This is a genomic window from Paenarthrobacter sp. 10L420, from assembly GCF_056395385.1.
Genome location: NZ_JBFTJK010000029.1, coordinates 19,526 through 41,535 on the forward strand (window position 1 = coordinate 19,526; position 22,010 = coordinate 41,535).

Genomic DNA, 22,010 nt, shown 5'->3' on the forward strand with positions numbered 1-22,010 from the left:
TGGTATTCGAAGTGCCCTTTGTTGGCGTGAACTCCATGGACGCGATGGGTATTCCTGCGCGAGGCTGCGGTCCTTCCCAGTTGCTCGGGCCCTGACGAATTCCAAAGCTGCGCAGCCCCCGGGTATCCGGGGATTTGCCGGGACTGGGGCAGGTGCGAGTGGAGGCAACTGGGAAGGAGCGTGGCTACTCGGCCTTGGCCGCGGGTTTCTCAGCAGACAACGCCTTCAAACCGGCAGCACAACCAACGATTCCGGCGATGAAGAGAAGCTTCAGCGGGCTGGCAGGCTCTACCCCTGTAACCATCGCCCACCCAACAGTCAGTGCCGCTCCGATTCCAACCCATACTGCGTAGGCGGTGCCCAAGGGGATCCGCTTTACGGCGATCCCGAGTCCGAGCATGCTCAATGCTGCCGTCACCGCGAAAACCACTGTGGGTAACAGTTGGCTGAAACCGTTGGAGAGACCCAGCGCGGTGGCCCACACGGCTTCGAGGACGGCGGAGGCGAGGAGAACCAGCCAGAAGACGCCGTTCTTCGCAGACTTCTGGGTATTGGTGGTTGTTGCAGCCACGGCTACGCCACCACCTTCAGGCCAACCACGCACGCGCCGATTCCTGCGAGCAGGAGCAGCCGGGCCGTCGTCGCGCGTTCCACCTTGGTGACCATGGCGTATGCCGACGTCAGGACGACGCCGACACCAACCCACACCGCGTACGCCGTACCAGTAGGAATGGATTGCATGGCGATCGCGAGGCCGCCGGTGCTGGCGATGACGCTCACCAGGAAGACGACTGTGGGGACGGGCTTGCGGAAGCCCTTTGAGCGGTGCAGGGCTGCAGCCCAAACGGCCTCGAGCGCGCCGGAGAGAATGAGAATTAACCACGACATGACAGATCCTTTGGCCAGTCTTGTCGCGTGCCGGGTACTGAACCGTCGTCCGGAGGTTCCAGAGCGGAACCTTGATTTCAGGCTAGCAACTCCTGCAGAGGGTGGCCACTTCTGGTGGCCAAAGTCACCAGCTCAGGCGTTTGCGGGGTCCACTTTGTCGATGGAGATCACGGCAACAAAACCTCGGCCCGAGATCTCGGGGCTCCGCGTATCCGAGCCCACTATGGCGTCGTACCGGTTCAACTCAACCGGTTCGGCCAAGCTGGCAGCCGGGCTGGCGCCGTCGGACTCTTCCTCCGGATCTGCGCCCTCCACAGAGGTGCCAGGCGTGACCGTCGCCTTGCCTTCCAGGAGGACGGCCAGCTGGCCCTCGAAGACGGGGTGCGCGCGTTTCTTGGAGATCTCGACGATGGACGTGTACCCCTTGAACGCGCTGGCGCGAGCGATGACATTGAGATCGCGGATGTCCCCGGTGGGAAGTGTGGCGGACGATGCTGCCTCGCCGGAGAAACGGAACGGACGATACTTCTCCAGCGGGTGCTCCTCGCCATCGACGGTCAGCAGCAGCAATTCACCGTCAATGATGGTGATGACCCGTTCCATTCCCGGAAAGTTGGAGAAGTCCCCAGCCTTGGAGACATCGGCGATGCTGACGCGCCAATCCCATGCACCGTCCTGGGCCGAGGCGACCTTCGGGTGGCTGGCGAGTTCGCGCGTCACCCCGCCTCCGTTGCGCCACGGTTCGGGGTGGATGTCGGCAAAGCGGATAATCTCCATCCGACCAGCCTAGTGGTGGACACAGCTTCTGCGTTGGCATTGCGGCTTGCTAACGTCATATGTGGAAAACGTTGGGAATATGGCTGGAGGCACAGGAATGTTCGTCAAAGTGTGCGGCTTGAGCACGCCCGAATCCGTGCGGTCCGCCGTGGACGCCGGGGCGGACGCCGTCGGCTTCGTGCTGACGTCCAGCCCACGTGAGGTCAGTCCTGACCAGGTACATGTGCTACTGCCGCTGGTGCCCGCAGGTGTTGGTGCCGTGGCCGTGTTCCGGCACGAGCCCGCCTCCGACGCCGTTTCTGTTGCCCGCGCCGCCGGACTCACGTGGGTTCAACTGCACGGTACCCGGACTGCCGAGGACGTCAAAACAGTGCACGACGCCGGAATGCGGCTCATTCGGGCCGTCACCATGGGTGCCACCCCGGACGAGTTCAGCGATCTTGGCGAGGATCTGCTCTTGATCGATGCAGCCGTGCCAGGCTCGGGGGAGTCTTGGGACTACGCGTCCGTGCTGGCCAAGGGACTGGGCGACCGGGAGTGGTTGCTCGCGGGCGGTCTCGAACCCGGCAACGTCGCCTTTGCCGCCGCTGCGGCGGGTGCCTGGGGCGTGGACGTTTCCTCAGGTGTGGAATCGTCCCGGGGAGTGAAGGACCTGGCGAAGATCCGTGCCTTCGTGGAAGCCGCAAAGGCCTGACGTTCTCTCACATCCTGCCGCTTTTTTGGGCGTTCTTCTCTCAGGTCCTGCGGCTTTTTGGGCGTTCTTCTCTCACGTCCTGCCGTTTTTTGGGCGTTCCTGTCTCACGTCCTGCCGTTTTTGGCCCGACGTTCTCTCACGTCCTGCCGTGTTTGGCGCGTTCCTGTCTCACGTCCTGCCGGCGGGCACTCCCGATCGGTTCATGATGTGACAGAACATCGGGCAATTCGGGCGATGATGTGAGAGAGCATCCGACTTAGGAGTGGCACACCCTAGACTCGCTCACGACGACACGATTCACTGGAACACGCCACTGGACTTACGCACGGAACCAAAAACGGAACCAAAAACGGAACCAAAAACGGAACCAAGCTAACGGACCACACGAAATCAGGAGCCCAAGCAATGAGCACGGAACAGCACACCCTGACCATGATCCGCGAGTTCGACGCCCCGCGTGAGCGGATCTTCGACGCCTGGATGGACCCCGATCAGCTCACCAAGTGGTTCGGGCCCGTGGAAGTGGATGCGCCCCGCGACAAGATCATCGTGGAGCCGCGCGTGGGCGGAATCTGGCAGGTGGTCATGGCGTGGACGGACGACGACGGGGAGCAGGAAGCACCCATCGAAGCTGTCATCACGGAGCTGGATGCACCCGCGCTCCTCGTAGCAAGGGCAAAGGCTGCTCCGGATGCGGATCATGAGTACGAGGAAATGCACCTCGAATTCGAAGACCTCAACGGACGCACCCGGATGCATCTCACCCAGGGCCCCTTCGCATCGGAAGAATGGGTGGAAATGACACGGGATGGCTGGGGCACCTCGTTCGACAAGCTGGACGCGCTGCTGGACTGAGCTCCTCCAACACCGTCGTCAAACTCAGGGCCGATTCAGGGCAGACCCTGAGGCTTAATGTCTGTCCGGCAAGGGAGAATTGAGACTATGAAAACGCTGCTCAACATCATTTGGCTGGTCTTTGGTGGTTTCTGGTTGGCATTGGGCTATTTCGCAGCAGGCATTATCTGCTGCGTGCTCATTGTGACCATTCCTTGGGGCGTCGCTTCGTTCCGGATCGGCGCTTATTGTTTGTGGCCGTTTGGCCGGATGGTGGTGGAGAAGCCCGGCGGGACGGGTGTCTTCGCACTTCTCGGCAACGTGATTTGGCTGTTGGTTGCTGGTATCTGGATTGCGATCGGCCACGTGGTTACGGCTTTCGCAATGGCCATCACCATCATCGGTATCCCACTGGCTATCGCGAACCTGAAGCTGATCCCGGTATCGCTGATGCCTCTCGGCAAGCAGATTGTGCCGACCAACCAGCCGTTCGTCAGCACCTATCGCTAGCTCGCCGGTCTAATCGGTGGGGTGGACGCCCTGAAAAGCCCCATCCGTCAGCAAAGCAACCACCGAGCTGCCATCCAACTCGGCGGCAATTGCCACGTCTTCAGTGAAGCCCCCATCTATTAGTTCCCGCCCGCTGGAGCAGCCGCGCAGCACCGAGGCCAGCTTGGGCTCGGCGGCGTCGAAGGCCGCGGCCGCAGATCCGGCTTCAGGTGAGAAATTACGGCGCCCCGACCCTGCTAATCCGGCGATGAATGCTCCCGCTCCGAGCTCGTCCTCCAATGCTGGCCGCAGCGTGCCATTGGTCCACTTCTCACCTGCTGCGATCACAGCAATCACCGCATCAGGAGGCAATGTCGCATGGACCCAGTCGGCGGTCGCCGCGGCGTTGCGTAAGCACACAGCCACTACTTGTCGTGCGGAGTTGGCGAGCTCATGACTCAGCGTCGAGCCGTTGGGTGACGGCAGGACCACACGCTCAAGATGCGGCGCATGACGAAGGCTTGCCGGCGACAAACTCAGCCCTTCACCGCCACGCGGTCCGGCCAGCGCAGCCTGATGATGAGCGGCGAACTCACTCGCCGCAGCATCGCGCATCGGGTAGGGAAAAACGGCCGTCCCACGATCCACGGCGACGCTCACGCACGTCGTGAACGAAAGGACGTCAACCACAACAGCAAGGTCCGCCCGAGGCACTATGGCGCGGGCGCCGTCGAGCCCCCATTCGAACCGGACCGAGTACGGCAACTGACGCTGGGGCGCTCCCGGTTCGCTCATCCGAGTTCGGCGGTCAGGTTGCGGCGGGCTGCGTCAAGCCAGAGCGCCTTGGCCCGCTCACCATGGAAGAGAGGGTCCAGTGACAGCAGATGACGCACGACGGCGGCACGCCCCTTGGCGAAGTCGACGTCACTGATGTGGGCATAGTCTTCCCGGACGGCGGCCAGGTAGCGCGCGTAGGACTGTTCGTCGCCTCCGAGTACGGAGAGATCGGCATCGCAGAGGAGGGCTCCGGCATGGTCGCCGGGTTTGGGATTGTGTTCGGCGGTGAGCCGTACCAATCGGGCCACCTCGGCGACGTCTTCCGGGGCCAGACGCGCAGCAGTCAGTCGGTCCTCGGCAAGCCGCGCGGATTCTTCCTCGTCCTGCCCCGCGACACCTTCATAGACGGCGTCGTGGAACCAGGCCGCCAGCGTGACTGTGCGGGCAGGGAGGGCGGGTTCCGTCAAAACGTCCAGGGCTTCGAGAACGGCCAGCAAATGGGTCCGACTGTGGTACTTACGGCCGTCCTCGCCCCACCGTTCCAGTAGTTCCAAGCCGAGTTCCTCGTGCCCGGGGTAGGTGCTGTTCCATCGCTCCATCAGCGGAACGGTGAGGGCTTTGCTGCGATCGCGTGCTGGAATGCGAAGGCCGCTCGCGATGAGTTTCCGGACCAGGACCCTTGCCTCCACGGGAATGGCTCCAGCCGCTACGAGGTCGTTGTAGCGGCGTTCAGGAACGTCGTAGTGGTCGCCGTCGAACGCCCTTTCGGGGACTCCGGCCGCCTCGGCGAAAGCGTGAAGCTCGTCCAAGGACTTGTCTGATACCAGATGTGAAAACACGGTGCCGTGGGCGGGCCACAGGGGCGGATCGACATATACGGCCATTGGCAAAGTGTAAGCCAAACGATCCTTCCCAGTTACCGGTCGTCGGAGCGGCTACCGCCGAGCGTCCGCCCCGGAAGCACAGGCTTCACTGCCCGTGTGGTCACAGCAACTGGGAAGGAGCGTAGGAGTTCCTTGGCAACAGGTTACGGCTATGACTGCACGCCGGATAGAGTACGACGGCGGCCCGCACCGTTTGCCGCCCAGCGCACCAGCGGCGCTCTCGCTTGGAACTAGACAGTAACATTCCGTTTTGCGGAGCTATCACACAATAGAATCCGCAAATACGGACTTAGAATATTTTCATGCCGCAAATACGGATCTCCGAAGCAGCCCGGTTCCTTGGTGTCAGCGACGACACTGTGAGGCGGTGGACCGAGAACGGAACACTTACCGCCCGGAAGGACGCCGCGGGCCGACTCGCTGTGGATGGCTTGGAGCTCGCCAAGGTTGCCCGCGATCAGTCCCACCTTCCGGACGATCCCGCCCGTACAGGAAGCTCGGCCCGGAACCGCTTCGTCGGCCTGGTCACGGGCATTACCGCGGACAAGGTCATGGCACAGGTGGAGCTTCAATGTGGGCCGTTCCGTGTGGTGTCGTTGATGAGCAGTGAAGCCGTGCGCGAGCTTGGTCTGGAACTTGGGTCAGTGGCTACAGCGGTGGTGAAGGCAACAACTGTCATCATCGAAACGCCTCAGGGAAAGAGCGTCGTATGAGGAACACTCGCACGAAAGCCATGGCGCTCCTAGTCGCTTTGGCCGTGGCGGCCGGTACGGCGAGCTGTGCTTCAAACGCCACAGGCCCAGCGGCAACCGGGAATCAGCTGAACGGCAGCATCACCGTCTTCGCGGCAGCGTCCCTCAAAGCACCGTTCACTCAACTTGCCCAGGACTTCGAGTCCAAAAACCCCGGCACCAAAGTGAACCTTAGCTTCGCCGGTTCCTCAGACTTGGCAACGCAAATCACCCAGGGTGCACCAGCTGATGTGTTTGCCTCAGCCGATACCAAGAACATGACCAAGGTCTCGGACGCAAAACTCGTGGACGGCACCGCGACAAACTTTGCCACGAACTTACTGGAGATCGCTGTCCCGCCCAGCAACCCGGCGTCGATCTCTTCCTTCGCGGACCTGTCCAAGCCCGGCGTCAAAGTTGTGGTCTGTGCCAAACAGGTTCCTTGTGGTGCGGCCGCGGAGACGATAGAGAAGGCCTCCGGGACCACCTTGAGCCCGGTCAGCGAAGAGTCATCAGTCAGTGATGTGCTGGGCAAGGTCGTCTCGCAGGAAGCCGACGCCGGGCTGGTTTACGTGACGGACATCAAGGGTGCTGGGAGCAAGGTGAAGGGCATACCGTTTCCGGAGTCCGGCAAGGCCGTCAATACGTATCCGATCGCCACTGTGGGCACCAGCAAAAACAAGGACCTCGCCCGGGCCTTCATTGCCATGGTCACCGGCAGCGCGGGGCAGAAGGTCCTGGGCGACGCTGGCTTCGGCCCGTCGTAGGAACGCAATGAATCGAACTGGATACCACGGCATCCCACGGTGGATCTATGGAATCGCCGTTGTGGGCGGACTGCTGGTGATTCTTCCCCTGCTCGCGATGCTGGTGCGCGTGAACTGGTCCCAGTTCCTTCCGCTCATCACGTCGGAATCGTCGCTCGATGCGTTGGGCCTGAGCCTGAGGACGTCAGCAGCAAGCACCCTGTTGTGCATCGTGCTTGGTGTGCCGTTGGCCCTTGTCCTGGCCCGCGGGGAGTTTCCCGGGCAGAGGCTGCTGCGCTCCTTGGTGCTGTTGCCCCTCGTGCTGCCGCCCGTCGTCGGAGGTATCGCCCTGCTCTACACCTTCGGGCGGCAAGGTTTGCTGGGGAAGTCGCTCGAAATGGCCGGAATTCAGATCGCGTTCTCCACTACCGCCGTGGTGCTTGCACAAACATTCGTGGCCTTGCCGTTCTTGGTTGTCAGCCTCGAAGGCGCCCTGCGGACTGCGGGAAGCAAGTATGAGGCCGTGGCGGCGACCCTGGGCGCGCGGCCAACCACCGTCCTGCGCCGCGTCACACTGCCCTTGGTCCTGCCGGGGCTCGCGTCGGGCGCCGTTTTGTCCTTCGCGCGCAGCCTCGGGGAGTTTGGCGCTACCTTGACTTTCGCCGGCAGCTTGCAGGGCGTCACGCGCACACTGCCCCTGGAGATTTATCTTCAGCGCGAAACTGACGCTGACGCCGCCGTCGCACTGTCTCTGGTTTTGGTGGCGGTCGCCGCGGCAGTAGTGGGCCTGAGTTACGGTCGACGCCCCAGCAACACTGGTGCAAGCGCCCATGCGGACGTCCAGCCATGACGTTTGAACTGGAAGCGAGCCTTCCGTCCCGCAACTTCGACATGTCGCTTAAACTCTCCGATGGCGAAACGCTAGCCATTCTCGGTCCCAACGGCGCCGGAAAATCAACTCTTCTTGGGGTGATTTCGGGCCTGCTGCGGCCAGATTCCGGGAGTGCACAGATTGGCGGCCGGCAGCTTTTTGACCTCGACGGCGGCAATCACCAGTGGAACGCCCCGCACCTGCGCGGCACTGCGCTGCTCGCTCAGGAGGCACTGCTGTTTCCGCACCTGAACGTGCTGGACAACGTCGCCTTCGGGCCCCGCAGCAAGGGCAGATCCAAAGCCGCGGCCGGCGAAATCGCCCGGCTTTGGCTGACTGAGGTGGACGCCCTTCATCTGGAATCCCGCAAACCAGCAGAGCTATCCGGTGGCCAGGCACAGCGTGTGGCAGTTGCGAGGGCGCTCGCCACGGAGCCCGAGTTATTGCTCCTCGATGAGCCGATGTCGGCCCTGGATATCCATGCCGCACCACTGCTGCGCCGCGTCCTCAAACGGGTCCTGGATGGACGCAACGCCATCATCGTCACGCACGACGTCCTGGACGCCTACATGCTCGCCGATCGCGTCATTGTCGTGGAGAACGGGCGGATTTCCGAGGAAGGCCCAACCCGCCAAGTCCTCGAACGCCCTCGGAGCCACTTTGCGGCCGGGCTTGCAGGACTGAACCTCGTCAGCGGAATCATCTCCGAGCAGGGAATCACGACGCCGGATGGCCGGCTTTTCGCCGGACACCACGATCCGGAGTGGTCACCTGCACTCGGCCAGGCAGGCGTGGCGGCCTTCCCGCCGTCGGCCGTTTCCGTTTTTCTTGGCGAAGTGCACGGAAGCCCACGCAACTCCTTTCCTGTCACCGTCAGTGACTTGGAGCCGCACGGCGACCAGATCCGTGTCAGGGCGGGCGGACCGGGCGCGGGGGAGCGCGGCACGTTGTCCGCAGATATCACTCCTGCTGCCTCTGCCGATCTCGGCCTGGCACCGGGCGTGGACGTGCGGTTCGTCGTGAAGTCCGCGCTGGTCTGGATCTATCCGGCGTGAGGCCAGCCCCGACTGGTTGGGCAGTTACATGCCTGGAATGTCCAGGGCCTCGTAGACCTGGATGCTGGCTCCGGGCATCATCAGGTGCGGGTGGCCCTCCAGGAGAGCAAGGGCGCCGTCCATGTTTTCGGCCTGGAGGATGGTGTACCCCGCTACGCCTGTGTTGGTGTCGGAGACACCTGAGTTTGCCACTTCCTTACCTCCGCCCAGAGGCGTGCCAAGATCGATGATCCCGTCGCCGGCCTTGTTGGCCCAGTCCATCCAGACTTTCATGCCTTCGGCTGCTGACTCGGGGGAGGCTTCTTCCATTGCGGATTCGGCGGACTGGGGAGCGGTGTAAAGCGCCACGTACTTAGTCATGTCGTGTCCTTTCGATGTCATTTGGCGGTGAATCCGCCCGGTCACTGCCTGATCGTAGACCCCTGTTATTCACATAGCCATGGTTTCGTCTGGACAGGTGTTTCGCCGTGGGCAAACATGGAACACATGGGCCACAAAGCAAAGTTGAGCGTAGTAGACTCAACTTTGAAAGTATTGATCTTACTCCAGAAAGGGAGCTTTCGTTGGACGTCAAATTCACCACCAAAAGCCAGGAGGCCCTTTCTGCGGCCGCCATGAATGCCTCTACTGCCGGCAACCCGCAATTGGAGCCAGCACACCTGCTGAAGGCCCTCATGGACCAGCGCGAGGGCGTTGCTGTTGCACTCCTGCGCGCCACGGGTGCCGATCCTGATGCCGTGAGCGTTCAGGCCAGTTCGGCCATCAAGTCGCTGCCGTCCTCTTCGGGCAGCTCGGTCCAGCAAGCCCAGCTCTCCCGGCAGTCCATGCAGGCCATCCAGGCTGCCCAGAATGAGGCCGACAAACTCGGCGATTCCTTTGTCTCTACTGAGCACCTGCTCTTGGGGCTTTCGGCTGGCAGTGACACGGTTGGAAAGTTATTGCGCGACGCCGGTGCCTCCCACGAAGCACTGCTTGCCGCGCTGCCGGGTGTCCGGGGCGATCGAAAGGTCAACTCGCCGGATCCCGAAAATACGTTCCAGGCCTTGGAGAAGTTCGGCACGGACCTCACTGCTATTGCCCGCTCAGGGAAGCTGGACCCGGTCATTGGGCGTGACAGCGAAATCCGTCGCGTGGTTCAGGTCCTGAGCCGGCGCACCAAGAACAACCCGGTACTGATTGGTGAGCCTGGCGTAGGTAAGACCGCGGTAGTCGAGGGCCTCGCCCAACGCATGGTTGCCGGCGACGTCCCGGAGAGCCTCCGCGGCAAGACCCTCATTGCCTTGGACATGGCCTCCATGGTTGCGGGCGCCAAATACCGCGGTGAATTCGAGGAGCGGCTCAAAGCGGTTCTGGAGGAGATCAAGAACTCCAACGGCCAGATCGTCACATTCATCGATGAAATCCACACGGTAGTTGGAGCTGGCGCAACGGGCGACAGCGCGATGGATGCGGGCAACATGCTCAAGCCGATGCTGGCCCGCGGCGAGTTGCGGCTCATTGGTGCCACCACCCTGGACGAGTACCGCGAAAACATCGAGAAGGACCCTGCCTTGGAACGCCGCTTCCAGCAGGTTTACGTGGGCGAGCCGAGCGTCGAGGACACCATCGGCATTCTGCGCGGCCTCAAGGAACGGTACGAGGCCCACCACAAGGTGGCCATCGCCGACTCTGCCCTGGTGGCAGCTGCAACCCTGTCCAACCGGTACATCTCGGGCCGTCAGCTCCCGGACAAAGCGATCGACCTCGTGGACGAGGCCGCATCACGGCTTCGGATGGAGATTGACTCAGCGCCGGAGGAGATCGATCAACTCCGCCGTTCCGTCGATCGCCTCACCATGGAAGAACTGGCCCTGCAGGGCGAGACTGATCCTGCATCCGTTGAGCGGTTGGCTGCCCTTCGCGCTGACATGGCGGACAAGAAGGAAGCACTCAGGGCCCTCAACGCCCGTTGGGAAGCTGAGAAGGCCGGACTCAACCGGGTTGGTGACCTCAAAGCCAAGATCGACGAACTGAGGTCAGCCGCCGAAAAGTACCAGCGCGAAGGCGACCTCGAGTCGGCGTCGCGGATACTTTATGGCGAACTGCCCGCCCTCGAACGGGAGCTCAATGCGGCTGCCGAGGAGGAATCCGCCCGGGGCGACGCAAAGCCCGAACTCATGGTCGCAGAGGATGTGACAGCAGACGACATTGCGGAGGTTATCTCGGCGTGGACCGGCATTCCCGCTGGGCGCATGCTGCAGGGTGAATCTCAAAAGCTGCTGCATATGGAAGAGGAACTCGGTAAGCGCCTGATCGGCCAAACCAAGGCTGTACAGGCAGTTTCGGACGCCGTCCGCCGCGCGCGGGCGGGCATCAGCGACCCCAACCGCCCCACGGGCTCGTTCCTGTTCCTTGGCCCCACCGGCGTCGGCAAGACCGAGCTCGCAAAGGCCTTGGCCGACTTCCTCTTTGACGACGAACGGGCCATGATCCGGATCGACATGTCCGAGTACGGAGAGAAACACTCTGTCGCACGCTTGGTTGGTGCCCCTCCGGGATACGTCGGCTACGAGGAAGGTGGTCAGCTGACGGAAGCCGTGCGTCGCCGCCCGTACTCCGTTGTGCTGCTCGACGAGGTAGAGAAGGCCCACCCAGAGGTGTTTGACATCCTCCTGCAGGTTCTGGATGATGGCCGTCTCACAGATGGTCAAGGGCGGACGGTGGACTTCCGCAATACGATCCTGGTGCTGACGTCCAACTCCGGAAGCCAGTTCCTGGTGGACCCGTCCCTCGATGCCAAAGCCAAGCGTGATGCCGTCATGGCCGTGGTACAGGCCTCGTTCAAGCCGGAGTTCCTGAACCGTTTGGACGAGATCGTGCTGTTCGACCCCCTGTCCGTCGAGGAGCTGGCCCGGATCGTGGAACTTCACGTTGCCGAACTCACCAAGCGTCTGCGGGACCGCCGCTTGACCCTCGAGGTGAGCGACGGAGCCCGCGCCTGGCTCGCCATGTCCGGCTATGACTCGGCGTACGGCGCGCGGCCTCTGCGACGTCTCGTCCAGCGCGAAATCGGAGACCGCCTGGCCAAGGAGATCCTTGCCGGAACGATCACCGATGGCGACACCGTCTTGGTGGATACTGCGGCCGACGTCGATGAACTCACCATTGAGGGATTTGAGTCGCTGACAGGTCCTGACGGCGGCCCGTCTGTGGGCACTGGGCTACTGGTTCGTAAGAAGTAGGTCGGCGGGCTACTTATTGAGGAGGTCTTCCTTGATGGTGTTGCCCGAATCCACAACGATGAAGCAATCAACGCGGCGGTCGCCCCGATCCCAACTGGTGGTGCTCGGGTAGACGTTCTGCTGAAGTAGTACGTACTTGTCGGCCGCCTCGTGATTAAGCTTTACGTTGCCGCAGACTTCACGGCCCTTGTCCTTCAGCGCGTTCGTGCCGGGGAAGGAATCGTCCGCTGGGTATGTGTGGACGGCGCCCAGTTGGGCTGAATGCTCGGTGTCACAGGGCACGGCCCGGGCTTTGGATGCGTTGGGGTCGAAGTCGGCAAAGCAATCGCCTACCTGGAAATCCTTGGCTTCTGTATCCCGCGGTAATGGGCCAAGGCTTGCCGTGGGGCTCGGGGTAGCCACAACAGCCTGAGGCCGTGTACCCAACAGGTTCAGCAGCACCCAGATCACGACGCCGATGAGCACCAGGACACCGACCACGATTGCGCCGATGACAAAACGCTGGCGTTTTACCGGGTCCCCGTGCGGGGCGGGTTGGGGCTGCTGGAGGGGATCCCCTGTCCGGGAGGGATCCCCGGGCTGGCCGGGGTGGTCTGGCTGGCCGGAGTAGTCTGGCTGGCCGGGCTGCTCCGGCTTGCCGGGGTGCTGGGACTGACCGGAGTATGCCGGCAGCGCAGGATCAGGCTGGTCGCTGGGGTTGGGTACGAAGTCCGGATCAAGATCCGGTGCAGGATCAGGCTGCAGGCCTGAAGCCTCGGGTTGTGTTTCCGAGGCTTGCTTCGGCTGCACACCTGGGGCCTGCGGCGGCTGCACACCTGGGGCCTGCGGTGGCTGCACACCTGGGGCCTGCGGCGGCGTGGGCGGTACCCTGGGCGCAGGTGGCACCCCGGCCTCTCCTTTATCGCGTTTTTCGCGCGGTGAATCATCACGTGGTGGGGTGTTGTCCTCGCTCATATCCCGGAGTCTGCCTTCCTGCTTTGGAGCCGCATTGAGGCAGACTCTACCCAATTTTTTGGTGTATTGGAGGTGGTGGGGAGCGGTTTGGACCGTAGTTGTACCCGATGCAGGTCCGGGGTGGCACGCAGGCACCCTCGAAAGCATGTAATCTAGACATACGACAAATTGACCAAACATTCCGGGGCCTCACCGATAGCCAAGGTGACCACCTCCGGTCCAAGTACAAAAGGGGGTCACGCCATGGGGCGCGGCCGTCAAAAGGCAAAAGCTACCAAGCAGGCTCGGGACATCAAGTACTACTCCCCGAACACTGACTACTCGGCACTTGAGCGTGAGCTCACGGGCCCATCGAGTCGTGTAAAGAGCCACTTCCCCGAAGATCCCCCGGAGCCGGACTACTCGGCTTATGAGGACAAGTACGCGGAAGACGATGACGACGAGGTAGACACCCGCCGTATCGGATAGCTGTCGCAAACAATCGGTGCCTCTGGCACTGACTTGCGTACCGCCGTCGTACATTAAGGTCGTCGCGCATCTTCGGATGCCGAATATCTCTGAAAGAGGCCCGCAGGGCACGCCATTCATTGGCGTACCCTGCGGGCCTTTTTTCGCATCAGTACCACTGGGTAATGCGGCCCACGTCTGGCGCAAGCAGTGGAAGCGCCATAGCGTAGTCCCCATGGACTCCGACGCGGGGTCAGTTAGGGCCCATTCCAGGCCTCAACATGGGCCACAAGTGACCCCGCGTTGCTAGGAAAGGGAACGGCATGCCGGCGGTCGAGAGTTACAAGCAGGGGACACCATGTTGGGTGGACCTGTCCTCCACCGACGTCGAGGTTTCCCGGAGGTTTTACAGTGAGCTCTTTGGCTGGGAGCTGGATCCCATGGACGCCGGCAACGGCATGACTTACTACATGGCAAAACTCCACGGCCGGAACGTTGCCGGCATGATGCAGCAAATGCCGGATGCGCCGGAGGGAATGCCGTCCTACTGGGCCAACTACATCGCCGTGGACTCAGCGGATGAGGCAGCGGAACGGGCTGTGGCGGCAGGCGGGTCGATCTTGTTCGAGCCTGACGACGTGCCGAATGGCAGCGGACGGATGTTATTCGCCATAGATCCCACGGGTGCACAGATCGGCTTCTGGGAAGCTGGAACGCATCCCGGATCCGGTTTGGTCAACGAGCCTGGCACCATGATATGGAACGAACTACAGACGGACGACGTCCCCAAGGCCGTGAAGTTCTACGAGGCCGTCACAGGGTGCAGCAGCGAAACCACACCCGCTGGAGATCTTCAGGAGTACACCAGCCTGCTCGTGGAAGGAAAGCGGATTGCCGGTGCCCTCAAGCTGCCCATTGAAGGACTCTCGCCGTTCTGGATGACGTATTTCGGCGTCGAGGACGTAGATACTGGAGTGGAGCGGGCCGTTGAGCTTGGAGCGCACGTAATCGCTCCGGCTTTCGATGTTCCCGGTGTCGGACGAATGGCTGTGCTCATGGACCCTGCCGGCGCCGCATTCAGCATCATGACAGGACTTGCCGCATGACTTCCCGGACGCATTATTCAAGCGGTGAACCCTGTTGGGCCGATCTGCAGACCCCGGACGTACCCGCAGCCAAGGAGTTCTACGGCAAGCTGTTCGACTGGACATTCAAAGACCTCCCCACACCTGACGCTCGCAGCTACGCTCAGGCCTTTGTTGGCAAGGACCTGGTGGCGGTCATCGCTCCGCAGAACCCCATGCAGGAGGCTGCGGGCAAGCATGGACAGTGGAACATCTACCTCGCTGCAACGGACGCCGAGGAGATAGCGGAAGACGCCGTCCATGCTGGCGGCAAGCTCGAGTTTGGCCCGGAGCAGGTTGCCGATACAGGCGTCCTGGCGTTCATCGAGGCGCCCGGCGGCGGGACAACGGGGATCTGGCAAGCGGGCACCCATATTGGAAGCCATCTGTTCAATCAGGCCGGCGCCTTGGCCTGGGCTGAGCTGCTGACTCCAGAACCGCAGGCAGCCACAGCGTTTTTCCAGCAGCTTTTCGGGCATGAAGTCACCGAATATCCCCAGGACGACGGCGGCAGCTACAGCACGCTGATGGTCAAAGGCGAGGAGGTGGCCGGGATTGTCCCTGCCGAACAGGGCGAAGAAGCCGGTTGGCAGATCTATTTCGGAGTGGCGGACCTCCGAAAAGCCGCTGAGGTAGCGGTAGCCGCGGGTGGAGTGGTGCTCGTGGAGCCGGAAGAACGGCCCGAAGCTGGATCTTTGGCTACGATCCAGGATCCGCAGGGCGGCGTTATCAGTTTGATCCAGATCTGAACAGCAAAAACAAAAAAGAGCGGCCGGGCAGTTGAGATCAACTGCCCGGCCGCTCTTTCACTAAGAGGAAGCGCGCCTATGCGTAGGCGTTCACCAAACGTACGGCACCGCCGTCGACGCCCTTGGCACCCTGGACATAGTCCGGGCCTGTCTTGTCGATCGAGTCAGAATCTGCAGTAACCGTACCCATGATCCAGGACGGCAGGCCGCGCTCGTTGAGGCGTGCCACGGCTGCGTCAGCGGCCTCCGGGGACACGATTGCCACCATGCCGACACCGAGGTTCAGCGTGCGCTCAAGGTCGGCGAGCGGCACATTGCCAAGCTCGGAAACAAGCTTGAAGATAGCCGGCAGTTCCCACGTGTTGCGGTCAACAGTGGCAACCAGGCCCTGCGGGAGGACACGCGCCAGGTTGGCTGCCAGGCCACCACCGGTGACGTGGCTGAACCCGTGGACGGCCTGGCCGACTGAGACCGGGAACGTGCGGGCGAGGTCCAGGCAGTCGGCTGCGTAGACGCGCGTGGGCTCCAGGAGCTCTTCGCCAAGTGTGCGGCCGAGCTCGGAAACCTGGCGATCCAAGGCCCAGCCAGCGTGGTTGATGACGCGGCGGACCAAAGAGTAGCCATTGGAGTGCAGGCCCGAGGAGGCCATGCCGATCACGACGTCTCCGGCGCGGACGCGGTCCGGACCGAGCAAGGCGTCAGCTTCGACAACACCGGTAGCGGCACCGGCGACGTCGTATTCGTGCTCACCCAGCAGGCCCGGGTGCTCAGCGGTTTCGCCGCCAACCAGGGCGGTGCCGGCAACAGAGCACGCCGCTGCGATACCGCGGACGATGTCCGCAATGCGCTCCGGGACAACCTTGCCGCAGGCGATGTAGTCCGTCATGTAGAGGGGCTCAGCGCCGACCACCACGATGTCGTCCACAACCATGCCGACGAGGTCGAAACCGATGGTGTCGTGGATGTCCATGGCCTGCGCGATAGCAACCTTGGTCCCCACGCCATCAGTTGACGTGGCCAGCAGCGGCTTCTTGTAGGTCAGCAGCTTCGAGACGTCGTACAAGCCTGCGAAACCGCCGACGCCGCCAATCACCGAGGTGTTGTGGGTCGCCTTCACGGCGTCCTTCATGAGCTCGACTGCGCGGTCTCCCGCTTCGACGTCGACACCCGCGGAGGCGTAGGTGATGCCTGTTGAATTCGGGGTGCTTCGAGCGGCGGGGGTTGCGGAGGTCATACAGACTCTTTCTTGTCGGCGTCGGTCAAACGATCAGCGTCGGTCAGCAGGTTCTCGAATTCAGCATCGGGGCCCGGATCGCAGCCCGTAGCGCCGGGCTTCTCGGCCGGATCCTCGGAGTCGTCCACTGAGGAGGTGTCTTCAGCCGGAGCCAGTCCGCCGAGATCCGTGCGCTCCAGCAGGTTCTTGCCCAGCTTGTCGGCATGCGGCAGCTCAATCGGGTACTGGCCCGTGAAGCAAGCCGTGCAGAGGCGCTCGCGAGGCTGCTGGGTAGCGCCGATCATGCCGTCTTCGGAGATGTAGGCCAGCGAGTCGGCGCCGATTGCCTGGGAGATTTCCTCGATCGTGGCGCCGTTGGCAATCAGCTCTGCGCGGGAGGCGAAGTCGATGCCGTAGAAGCAAGGCCACTGGACCGGGGGAGAAGAGATCTTCACGTGGACAGCAGCGGCGCCTGCTTCGCGGAGCATCCGTACGATGGCGCGTTGCGTGTTGCCACGGACAATCGAGTCATCCACAACAACAACGCGCTTGCCCCGGATGACGGATTCCAAGGCGTTGAGCTTGAGACGGATACCCAACTGGCGCAGGGTCTGCGATGGCTGGATGAAGGTGCGGCCGACGTAGGCGTTCTTGACGAAGCCATGAGCGAACGGGATGCCGGACTGCTCCGCGTAGCCAACAGCGGCCGGGGTTCCCGACTCGGGAACCGGGATGACGATGTCGGCCTCGTGGGTGTTTTCGCGGGCCAACTGGCGGCCCATTTCAACACGGGCTTCATACACGGAACGGCCGGCAATGGCAGCATCCGGACGCGCGAGGTAAACATATTCGAAGACACAGCCGGCAGGCGTTGCCTCGGCGAAACGCTGGGAGCGGACGCCGTCCTCATCGATGGCAATGAACTCGCCGGGCTCGATCTCACGAATGAAGCTCGCACCAACGGTGGCCAGGCCGGCTTGCTCCGAAGCAACAACCCAGCCGCGCTCCAGGCGCCCCAAACACAGCGGCCGGATGCCGTAGGTGTCGCGCGCGGCGTAGAGCGTCCCTTCATCCATGAAGACGAAACAGAAGCCACCCTTGATCTTGGGCAGCAGCTCCAACGCGGTCTGCTCCAGGGTTTTGCCCTCTTCGCCCTCAAGGAGTGCGGTTACCAAGGCGGTGTCCGAGGTGTTGCCCTGCTTCATCTCACCGGTCAACTGGCCATCGTTGCGCTGAAGGATCATTTCCCGAAGTTCAGCGGTGTTGGTCAGGTTGCCGTTGTGGGCCAAGGCAACCGTGCCGGTCGCGGTTGCGCCCAAGGTGGGCTGCGCATTGGCCCAGTGGCTTGCGCCAGTGGTGGAGTACCGGCAGTGGCCAACGGCCAGGTGCCCAGTGAGGGTGTTCAGGGTCGTCTCATCGAAGACCTGGGACACAAGGCCCATGTCTTTATAGACGTTGATGCGCTTGCCGTCACTGGTAGCAATACCAGCCGACTCTTGTCCGCGGTGCTGCAGCGCATACAGCCCGTAATAGGTGAGTTTTGCTACTTCTTCACCGGGAGCCCAGACCCCAAAGACGCCACAAGCGTCCTGAGGGCCTTTTTCGCCGGGGAGAAGATCATGAGAAAGTTTTCCGTCGCCACGTGCCACTGGTCGATTGTCTCATGTTGTGGCCGTGGTAAGTTCCCGCTCCGGCTTTGTGACCCCACGAACAGGCCTGATTCGGCCAAAATGCGGTGTGTCTCACAGCAGTACCCCCGAAAGAGGCGAGTCGGCTGCCTTACTTAGCGGCCGCCGTCGTGCTCTGGACCCTCGTCCGGGACCGAATCCGGGACGGCCTCCACTACGGCACGCTTGGACCGCTTGACGCTGATCCGGTCCAGAACCAGGGCGAGGATCGAGAACAGGATGACGCCTCCGGAAACGCAGGCCACCAGGAAGAAGCCGAAGACGGTGCTGGCGTCGAAGGCCGGGTCCGCGGGACGGCCGTACGCGATGAAGGCGGCGGCGATTGCACCCACAATGGCACCGAGAATCATGAACGGAACGAACTTGGGTGCCCGGCGAACTGTGATTTCGCGGCGGGCAGTGCCATTTCCGGATTGGGCGTTGGTGTCCTCAGAAGCCATGCCTTCAAGCCTACCGTTCCTCGCCGAGGTGGCAGTTAATGCCAATGTCTTCGCCAAACATTGACATTAACTGCCACCTCGGCGAGTACTTCAGCTGCCGCGGTACGTCGAAAACGCGAACGGGCTCAGTAGCAGCGGCACGTGATAGTGCTCGCCGGCGTCCGAAACCGTGAAGTTCAAATCCACTTCCGGGAAGAACGTTTCCGTGCCGAGGCCCTCGTAGTAGGCACCTGTGGCAAAGTTCAGACGGTAAGCGCCGCCCGGAATCCGCTCCGGACCGAGGTCCTTGATACGGCCGTCGGCATCGGTCTCGCCCTTTGCGATCAGAGTCCAGTTATCGCCTTCGCGGACGTAGAGTACGACGGCGACCCCCGCCGCCGGGCGACCGGAACCGGTATCCAGGATGTGCGTGGTTACCTGTGAAACACTCATGCATTTTCTCCTTCGCTGATCACGCCTGAGAGTCGCAGCAATGCGATCTCCCGCAGCTGGCCAGCCACAATTGCGTCTTCTTCTTCGGGGGTGTGGGTGAGGCGTTCCTGAAGGGAACTCAGGATCTCCTGCGCGCTGCGTCCTGCCGCGCGGATCAGGAAGACCCTGCCGAACTTCTCTTCGTAGGTGCGGTTCCCCTCGGCGAGAGCGGCAGCTGTGCCGTCGTCGCTGGGGTCCACTCCGGATTGTTCCGAACGGGACATGGCCGCCTCGGTGGTCTGGGCCTTGGGTCGTTCGCCGATCCGGGGGTGGTGGGCGAGCGCGGACTCCACCTCTTCCGGCGTGAACGGCTCGGCGGCTTGGCGGGCCTGCCCCAGCAGTTCGTCGACGCTCGTGAAGGGTCGGGCATCGGCGACGCCCTCAACCCAGCGGGTGATGTCCAGACAAGGGGTCAGAGTCCTGATGGCCTCGTCCCGGTCAACACTGTTGAATACTGCAAGCTCCATGCTTGTCATCCTCGTGCAAATGCTGGCATCCATGGTGTGGGCTATGCGGAACTCCTGCCTTTCAGCAGGAGGAAGCTTGCTTCTCATTGCTTCCGCATCATGGAACTGTTATTTCAGCATACGTAAATAGTTAAGCCGAGCACTTGGGCTGGTGTCAAGAGAGTATCGTGTTCGAGCGCCGCGTTCTGACAGTGAGGTAGAGGCGGTGGGCCGTAATAACCAAGGCAAGCCAGGCTATCCCGAGAATCCACGCGGCCAGGACATCAGTGAGCCAGTGGTGCCCCAGGTAGACGCGGCTCAACCCCATGGTTGCGGCGAACGCTGATGCAACCACGACGGTGATGATTCTGGCCCTGGCCGTCTTGAGGCGAAGAATGATCAAGTAGGCAACGATTCCTGCAATCACAATTGAATTCAGGGAGTGGCCGCTGGGGAACGATGCCGAGTGCTCGTAGGGCGGAATGGCGTCGGCGAGGTCCGGGCGGGTGCGGCCAAACAACGGCTTGCCCAAAATGGTCATGAGGAGTGAGCCCAGGCCTGCTGTCAGCATCAGGATGACAGGAGTCCAAGAGCGGCGCTTCGTGGCCAAGACGATCATGATCCCTACCGCGATGATGGGCATGCCAACCGTGCCGCCAATATTTGTGTAAGCCGTGACAGTGAGATCCAATGCAGGCGAGCGAACGGTCTTGGCGGCGTCAAGGACCGGATGGTCAAGGCCCGCGACCCCGTCAGCTTCCGTGACTGACTCGTAGACCTCGCCAAAAGCCACTGCGAGGGACACGGCGATGACAAGTCCCACCGCCAACGTGATGATCAGCGCGGCATAAGGGCCCAGAAATGCGGTGATCCGCTGGGCGGCTCCCGCCAGGACACGGCCTACCGGGGATTTCCACCGTGTAAGGTCCTGGCCTGCGACGAACCGGTCCTGGGTTACCTCGCCGCGGATGCCCTTCTCTGGCTGCTCTTTTCCTTCAGTCGTCACCCTTGTCCCCTCACTGTGGCGGCTGTCCCCTTACCGTGGCGGCTGTGCCCTCGCTGTGGCGGCCTCCGTATTGGTGAGTAACCTTAGCAGTTTGGGCTTGGAGGCTCGTGCGTGAGGCTCGCCCCGAACCTCACGCTGGGGCAGAATGACGAGAACCAGCTGAAGGAGTTTCGCACATGCCAAACATACTGACGTCCAGGTTCCTGTTCGGTCCCGGTCCGAGCAACTGCTACCCCGAGGCCATGGCCGCGCTTGCCTACCCGGTGCTCGGGCATTTGGATCCGGTATTCATTGAACGCTTGGACCGTACATGCGAGGGTTTGCGGGCTGTCTGGGGTACTTCGAATGCGCGCACGCTCCCGTTGAGTGCCACAGGTTCTGGCGGCATGGAGGCCGCTTTCGTGAACACCGTGTCCGACGGCGACGTGGCAGTGATCGCTGTCAACGGACTTTTTGGGGCGCGAATGTGTGAGGTCGCGCGGCGCTGTGGGGCAACTGTTGTCCGGGTCGACCACGAGTGGGGCCAGCCGGTGGATGCAGATCGTGTGCTCTCGGCGCACCCTCATCCGAAGGTGATTGCGGCCGTCCATGCTGAAACGTCGGTTGGCGTCCTCTCCGACATCGCTGCTCTGGGCTCCGGCAAGGGCGATGCCTTGCTGATCACCGACGCCGTGACGTCCATCGGCGGACTAGAGCTTTTGGCAGACGACTGGGGGATCGACGTCGGATATGCCGGGACTCAAAAGTGCCTGGGCGTGCCTCCGGGGCTTTCGCCGTTCACCGTGTCCGACCGCGCGTTTGAGCGTCGCGTCAAGGATCCGCGCTCGTGGTACCTGGATATAGGCCTGCTCGGCGGCTACGTCGGGGCTGCCAGCGGTGCCCGTACGTACCACCACACGGCGCCGGTCACCATGATCGCCGGTCTCGAAGCCGCGCTCGACCGCATCCTCGCCGAGGGGCTCGACGTCGTCCAAGCCCGGCACCGCGCTGCCGGCGCTGCCTTGCAGAGCGGACTGCAGGAGATGGGACTCGAGCTGTTCGCCGCTGAAGGCGCCCGACTACCAAGCCTCACCACGGTGAAAGTGCCCGACGGCGTCAACTCGGCTGCCGTCCGCGCTTACCTTCTGGAGAACTTCAGCATGGAGATCGGTTCCGGCGTGGGCGAGTTCGCGGATACGGTCTGGCGCATCGGAATGATGGGACCGAACGCGAACAGCGCGTCCGTGACCTTGGTGCTGGGTGCACTGAAAGAGGCCATCGACAAGGCGTAAGTGAGAGAACGTTCCGGGAAATCGGCGATCATGTGAGAGAACGTCAGTACTTCGGATGCTCTCTCAGATCGTGACCGGTTTGGACTGCGCTCGTCAAGTTTTTGAGACAGTTTCGTTGGTGTTAGGCGGCCAGGGGTTCCTGGGCGCGGTTGTGGTGGTTTTCGTGGGCGGCGGCTGGTGGGATGCCGCCGGCCCTGCGGTTGGGACGGCGGCGGTTGTACCAGCCTTCGATGT

At 62.4% G+C, this 22,010-nt stretch carries 25 protein-coding genes and 1 riboswitch; of the genes, 12 read left to right on the top strand and 13 right to left on the bottom strand.

The window, feature by feature from the left end; all coding sequences use genetic code 11:
* Positions 1-184: 184 nt before the first annotated feature.
* The 3 genes from AC1DD5_RS23850 to AC1DD5_RS23860 form a co-directional block, all read right to left on the bottom strand.
* Positions 185-571, bottom strand: a complete 387-nt coding sequence (locus tag AC1DD5_RS23850; RefSeq protein WP_477513910.1) for a DMT family transporter — start codon at positions 569-571, stop codon at positions 185-187.
* A gap of 2 nt (positions 572-573) precedes the next feature.
* Complete coding sequence (locus AC1DD5_RS23855) at positions 574-888, bottom strand: DMT family transporter (protein WP_477513909.1); 315 nt, start codon at positions 886-888, stop codon at positions 574-576.
* 9 nt (positions 889-897) lie between these two features.
* Positions 898-963: riboswitch (guanidine-III (ykkC-III) riboswitch) on the bottom strand.
* A gap of 57 nt (positions 964-1,020) precedes the next feature.
* Positions 1,021-1,665, bottom strand: a complete 645-nt coding sequence (locus tag AC1DD5_RS23860) for a HutD/Ves family protein (RefSeq protein ID WP_477513908.1) — start codon at positions 1,663-1,665, stop codon at positions 1,021-1,023.
* A gap of 97 nt (positions 1,666-1,762) precedes the next feature.
* Between AC1DD5_RS23860 and AC1DD5_RS23865 the strand changes: the two genes are divergently transcribed.
* From AC1DD5_RS23865 to AC1DD5_RS23875, 3 genes are all read left to right on the top strand, one after another.
* The gene (locus tag AC1DD5_RS23865; protein WP_477514078.1) at positions 1,763-2,359 is read left to right on the top strand and encodes a phosphoribosylanthranilate isomerase; all 597 of its coding nucleotides are present in this window, start codon (positions 1,763-1,765) and stop codon (positions 2,357-2,359) included.
* 405 nt (positions 2,360-2,764) lie between these two features.
* Complete coding sequence (locus AC1DD5_RS23870) at positions 2,765-3,214, top strand: SRPBCC family protein (RefSeq protein ID WP_477513907.1); 450 nt, start codon at positions 2,765-2,767, stop codon at positions 3,212-3,214.
* Between the two features lie 87 nt (positions 3,215-3,301).
* Positions 3,302-3,703 (top strand): YccF domain-containing protein, encoded by a 402-nt coding sequence (locus AC1DD5_RS23875; RefSeq protein ID WP_477513906.1) that lies wholly within the window; start codon positions 3,302-3,304, stop codon positions 3,701-3,703.
* A gap of 9 nt (positions 3,704-3,712) precedes the next feature.
* On the opposite strand, the gene AC1DD5_RS23880 is transcribed toward AC1DD5_RS23875, so the two are convergent.
* Together AC1DD5_RS23880 and AC1DD5_RS23885 are read right to left on the bottom strand one after the other, a co-directional pair.
* Positions 3,713-4,477 (bottom strand): 2-phosphosulfolactate phosphatase, encoded by a 765-nt coding sequence (locus AC1DD5_RS23880; protein WP_477513905.1) that lies wholly within the window; start codon positions 4,475-4,477, stop codon positions 3,713-3,715.
* Positions 4,474-5,343, bottom strand: a complete 870-nt coding sequence (locus AC1DD5_RS23885) for a DUF4031 domain-containing protein (protein ID WP_477513904.1) — start codon at positions 5,341-5,343, stop codon at positions 4,474-4,476. Before AC1DD5_RS23885 ends, AC1DD5_RS23880 begins: the two co-directional genes overlap by 4 nt.
* Before the next feature lie 302 nt (positions 5,344-5,645).
* Here AC1DD5_RS23885 and AC1DD5_RS23890 point away from each other — a divergent pair, with 302 nt between their 5' ends.
* Genes AC1DD5_RS23890 through AC1DD5_RS23905 form a run of 4 tightly spaced genes read left to right on the top strand, consistent with a single transcriptional unit; the run spans position 5,646 to position 8,746 of the window.
* Positions 5,646-6,056 (top strand): TOBE domain-containing protein, encoded by a 411-nt coding sequence (locus AC1DD5_RS23890; protein WP_416417530.1) that lies wholly within the window; start codon positions 5,646-5,648, stop codon positions 6,054-6,056.
* Positions 6,053-6,841 (top strand): molybdate ABC transporter substrate-binding protein, encoded by a 789-nt coding sequence (gene modA, locus AC1DD5_RS23895; RefSeq protein WP_477522939.1) that lies wholly within the window; start codon positions 6,053-6,055, stop codon positions 6,839-6,841. The genes AC1DD5_RS23890 and modA overlap by 4 nt, the downstream gene beginning before the upstream one ends.
* A gap of 7 nt (positions 6,842-6,848) precedes the next feature.
* On the top strand, positions 6,849-7,670 hold the full coding sequence (locus tag AC1DD5_RS23900; RefSeq protein WP_477513902.1) for an ABC transporter permease: 822 nt from the start codon (positions 6,849-6,851) through the stop codon (positions 7,668-7,670).
* Positions 7,667-8,746, top strand: a complete 1,080-nt coding sequence (locus AC1DD5_RS23905; RefSeq protein ID WP_477513901.1) for a sulfate/molybdate ABC transporter ATP-binding protein — start codon at positions 7,667-7,669, stop codon at positions 8,744-8,746. The genes AC1DD5_RS23900 and AC1DD5_RS23905 overlap by 4 nt, the downstream gene beginning before the upstream one ends.
* A 24-nt stretch (positions 8,747-8,770) precedes the next feature.
* Here the strand turns inward: AC1DD5_RS23905 and AC1DD5_RS23910 are convergent, their stop codons facing one another.
* Positions 8,771-9,106 (bottom strand): YciI family protein, encoded by a 336-nt coding sequence (locus AC1DD5_RS23910; RefSeq protein ID WP_442003282.1) that lies wholly within the window; start codon positions 9,104-9,106, stop codon positions 8,771-8,773.
* Positions 9,107-9,309: 203 nt separating this feature from the next.
* On the opposite strand from AC1DD5_RS23910, the gene clpB reads away from it, so the two are divergent.
* The gene (gene clpB, locus AC1DD5_RS23915) at positions 9,310-11,967 is read left to right on the top strand and encodes an ATP-dependent chaperone ClpB (RefSeq protein WP_442016078.1); all 2,658 of its coding nucleotides are present in this window, start codon (positions 9,310-9,312) and stop codon (positions 11,965-11,967) included.
* Positions 11,968-11,976: 9 nt separating this feature from the next.
* Here the strand turns inward: clpB and AC1DD5_RS23920 are convergent, their stop codons facing one another.
* Positions 11,977-12,756, bottom strand: coding sequence for a septum formation family protein (locus tag AC1DD5_RS23920; protein ID WP_477513900.1), 780 nt, complete (start codon positions 12,754-12,756; stop codon positions 11,977-11,979).
* A gap of 408 nt (positions 12,757-13,164) precedes the next feature.
* On the opposite strand from AC1DD5_RS23920, the gene AC1DD5_RS23925 reads away from it, so the two are divergent.
* The 3 genes from AC1DD5_RS23925 (at position 13,165) to AC1DD5_RS23935 (ending at position 15,241) form a co-directional block, all read left to right on the top strand.
* On the top strand, positions 13,165-13,389 hold the full coding sequence (locus AC1DD5_RS23925) for a DUF3073 domain-containing protein (protein WP_024818182.1): 225 nt from the start codon (positions 13,165-13,167) through the stop codon (positions 13,387-13,389).
* Positions 13,390-13,691: 302 nt separating this feature from the next.
* Positions 13,692-14,474, top strand: coding sequence for a VOC family protein (locus AC1DD5_RS23930; protein WP_477513899.1), 783 nt, complete (start codon positions 13,692-13,694; stop codon positions 14,472-14,474).
* Positions 14,471-15,241, top strand: a complete 771-nt coding sequence (locus tag AC1DD5_RS23935) for a VOC family protein (RefSeq protein ID WP_477513898.1) — start codon at positions 14,471-14,473, stop codon at positions 15,239-15,241. Before AC1DD5_RS23930 ends, AC1DD5_RS23935 begins: the two co-directional genes overlap by 4 nt.
* Before the next feature lie 76 nt (positions 15,242-15,317).
* Here AC1DD5_RS23935 and purM read toward each other — a convergent pair whose 3' ends face one another.
* The 6 genes from purM to AC1DD5_RS23965 form a co-directional block, all read right to left on the bottom strand.
* Entirely contained in the window at positions 15,318-16,475 is a 1,158-nt protein-coding gene (gene purM, locus AC1DD5_RS23940) for a phosphoribosylformylglycinamidine cyclo-ligase (protein ID WP_477513897.1), read from the bottom strand.
* Positions 16,472-18,103, bottom strand: coding sequence for an amidophosphoribosyltransferase (purF, locus tag AC1DD5_RS23945; RefSeq protein ID WP_442016083.1), 1,632 nt, complete (start codon positions 18,101-18,103; stop codon positions 16,472-16,474). Before purF ends, purM begins: the two co-directional genes overlap by 4 nt.
* 134 nt (positions 18,104-18,237) lie before the next feature.
* Positions 18,238-18,582 carry a hypothetical protein gene (locus AC1DD5_RS23950; protein WP_477513896.1) on the bottom strand — a complete coding sequence of 115 codons (345 nt, stop codon included), beginning with the start codon at positions 18,580-18,582 and terminating at the stop codon, positions 18,238-18,240.
* Between the two features lie 90 nt (positions 18,583-18,672).
* Entirely contained in the window at positions 18,673-19,014 is a 342-nt protein-coding gene (uraH, locus tag AC1DD5_RS23955; RefSeq protein WP_431116739.1) for a hydroxyisourate hydrolase, read from the bottom strand.
* Positions 19,011-19,520: a 2-oxo-4-hydroxy-4-carboxy-5-ureidoimidazoline decarboxylase gene (gene uraD / locus AC1DD5_RS23960; RefSeq protein WP_477513895.1), complete on the bottom strand. Its 510-nt coding sequence runs from the start codon at positions 19,518-19,520 to the stop codon at positions 19,011-19,013. Before uraD ends, uraH begins: the two co-directional genes overlap by 4 nt.
* A 154-nt stretch (positions 19,521-19,674) precedes the next feature.
* Entirely contained in the window at positions 19,675-20,505 is an 831-nt protein-coding gene (locus tag AC1DD5_RS23965) for a phosphatase PAP2 family protein (RefSeq protein ID WP_477513894.1), read from the bottom strand.
* A gap of 176 nt (positions 20,506-20,681) precedes the next feature.
* Here AC1DD5_RS23965 and AC1DD5_RS23970 point away from each other — a divergent pair, with 176 nt between their 5' ends.
* A complete protein-coding gene (locus AC1DD5_RS23970) occupies positions 20,682-21,776 on the top strand; it encodes a pyridoxal-phosphate-dependent aminotransferase family protein (RefSeq protein WP_477513893.1) in 1,095 nt (364 codons plus the stop codon).
* Positions 21,777-22,010 lie beyond the last annotated feature (234 nt).

What these genes read in the sequence shown, in the direction of transcription:
- AC1DD5_RS23855 (WP_477513909.1), bottom strand. Translation starts at nt 888, where the DNA reads ATGTCGTGGTTAATTCTCATTCTCTCCGGCGCGCTCGAGGCCGTTTGG.
- AC1DD5_RS23860 (WP_477513908.1), bottom strand. Translation starts at nt 1,665, where the DNA reads ATGGAGATTATCCGCTTTGCCGACATCCACCCCGAACCGTGGCGCAAC.
- AC1DD5_RS23865 (WP_477514078.1), top strand. Translation starts at nt 1,763, where the DNA reads ATGTTCGTCAAAGTGTGCGGCTTGAGCACGCCCGAATCCGTGCGGTCC.
- AC1DD5_RS23870 (WP_477513907.1), top strand. Translation starts at nt 2,765, where the DNA reads ATGAGCACGGAACAGCACACCCTGACCATGATCCGCGAGTTCGACGCC.
- AC1DD5_RS23875 (WP_477513906.1), top strand. Translation starts at nt 3,302, where the DNA reads ATGAAAACGCTGCTCAACATCATTTGGCTGGTCTTTGGTGGTTTCTGG.
- AC1DD5_RS23880 (WP_477513905.1), bottom strand. Translation starts at nt 4,477, where the DNA reads ATGAGCGAACCGGGAGCGCCCCAGCGTCAGTTGCCGTACTCGGTCCGG.
- AC1DD5_RS23885 (WP_477513904.1), bottom strand. Translation starts at nt 5,343, where the DNA reads ATGGCCGTATATGTCGATCCGCCCCTGTGGCCCGCCCACGGCACCGTG.
- AC1DD5_RS23890 (WP_416417530.1), top strand. Translation starts at nt 5,646, where the DNA reads ATGCCGCAAATACGGATCTCCGAAGCAGCCCGGTTCCTTGGTGTCAGC.
- modA (WP_477522939.1), top strand. Translation starts at nt 6,053, where the DNA reads ATGAGGAACACTCGCACGAAAGCCATGGCGCTCCTAGTCGCTTTGGCC.
- AC1DD5_RS23900 (WP_477513902.1), top strand. Translation starts at nt 6,849, where the DNA reads ATGAATCGAACTGGATACCACGGCATCCCACGGTGGATCTATGGAATC.
- AC1DD5_RS23905 (WP_477513901.1), top strand. Translation starts at nt 7,667, where the DNA reads ATGACGTTTGAACTGGAAGCGAGCCTTCCGTCCCGCAACTTCGACATG.
- AC1DD5_RS23910 (WP_442003282.1), bottom strand. Translation starts at nt 9,106, where the DNA reads ATGACTAAGTACGTGGCGCTTTACACCGCTCCCCAGTCCGCCGAATCC.
- AC1DD5_RS23925 (WP_024818182.1), top strand. Translation starts at nt 13,165, where the DNA reads ATGGGGCGCGGCCGTCAAAAGGCAAAAGCTACCAAGCAGGCTCGGGAC.
- AC1DD5_RS23930 (WP_477513899.1), top strand. Translation starts at nt 13,692, where the DNA reads ATGCCGGCGGTCGAGAGTTACAAGCAGGGGACACCATGTTGGGTGGAC.
- AC1DD5_RS23935 (WP_477513898.1), top strand. Translation starts at nt 14,471, where the DNA reads ATGACTTCCCGGACGCATTATTCAAGCGGTGAACCCTGTTGGGCCGAT.
- purM (WP_477513897.1), bottom strand. Translation starts at nt 16,475, where the DNA reads ATGACCTCCGCAACCCCCGCCGCTCGAAGCACCCCGAATTCAACAGGC.
- AC1DD5_RS23950 (WP_477513896.1), bottom strand. Translation starts at nt 18,582, where the DNA reads ATGGCTTCTGAGGACACCAACGCCCAATCCGGAAATGGCACTGCCCGC.
- uraH (WP_431116739.1), bottom strand. Translation starts at nt 19,014, where the DNA reads ATGAGTGTTTCACAGGTAACCACGCACATCCTGGATACCGGTTCCGGT.
- uraD (WP_477513895.1), bottom strand. Translation starts at nt 19,520, where the DNA reads ATGGAGCTTGCAGTATTCAACAGTGTTGACCGGGACGAGGCCATCAGG.
- AC1DD5_RS23970 (WP_477513893.1), top strand. Translation starts at nt 20,682, where the DNA reads ATGCCAAACATACTGACGTCCAGGTTCCTGTTCGGTCCCGGTCCGAGC.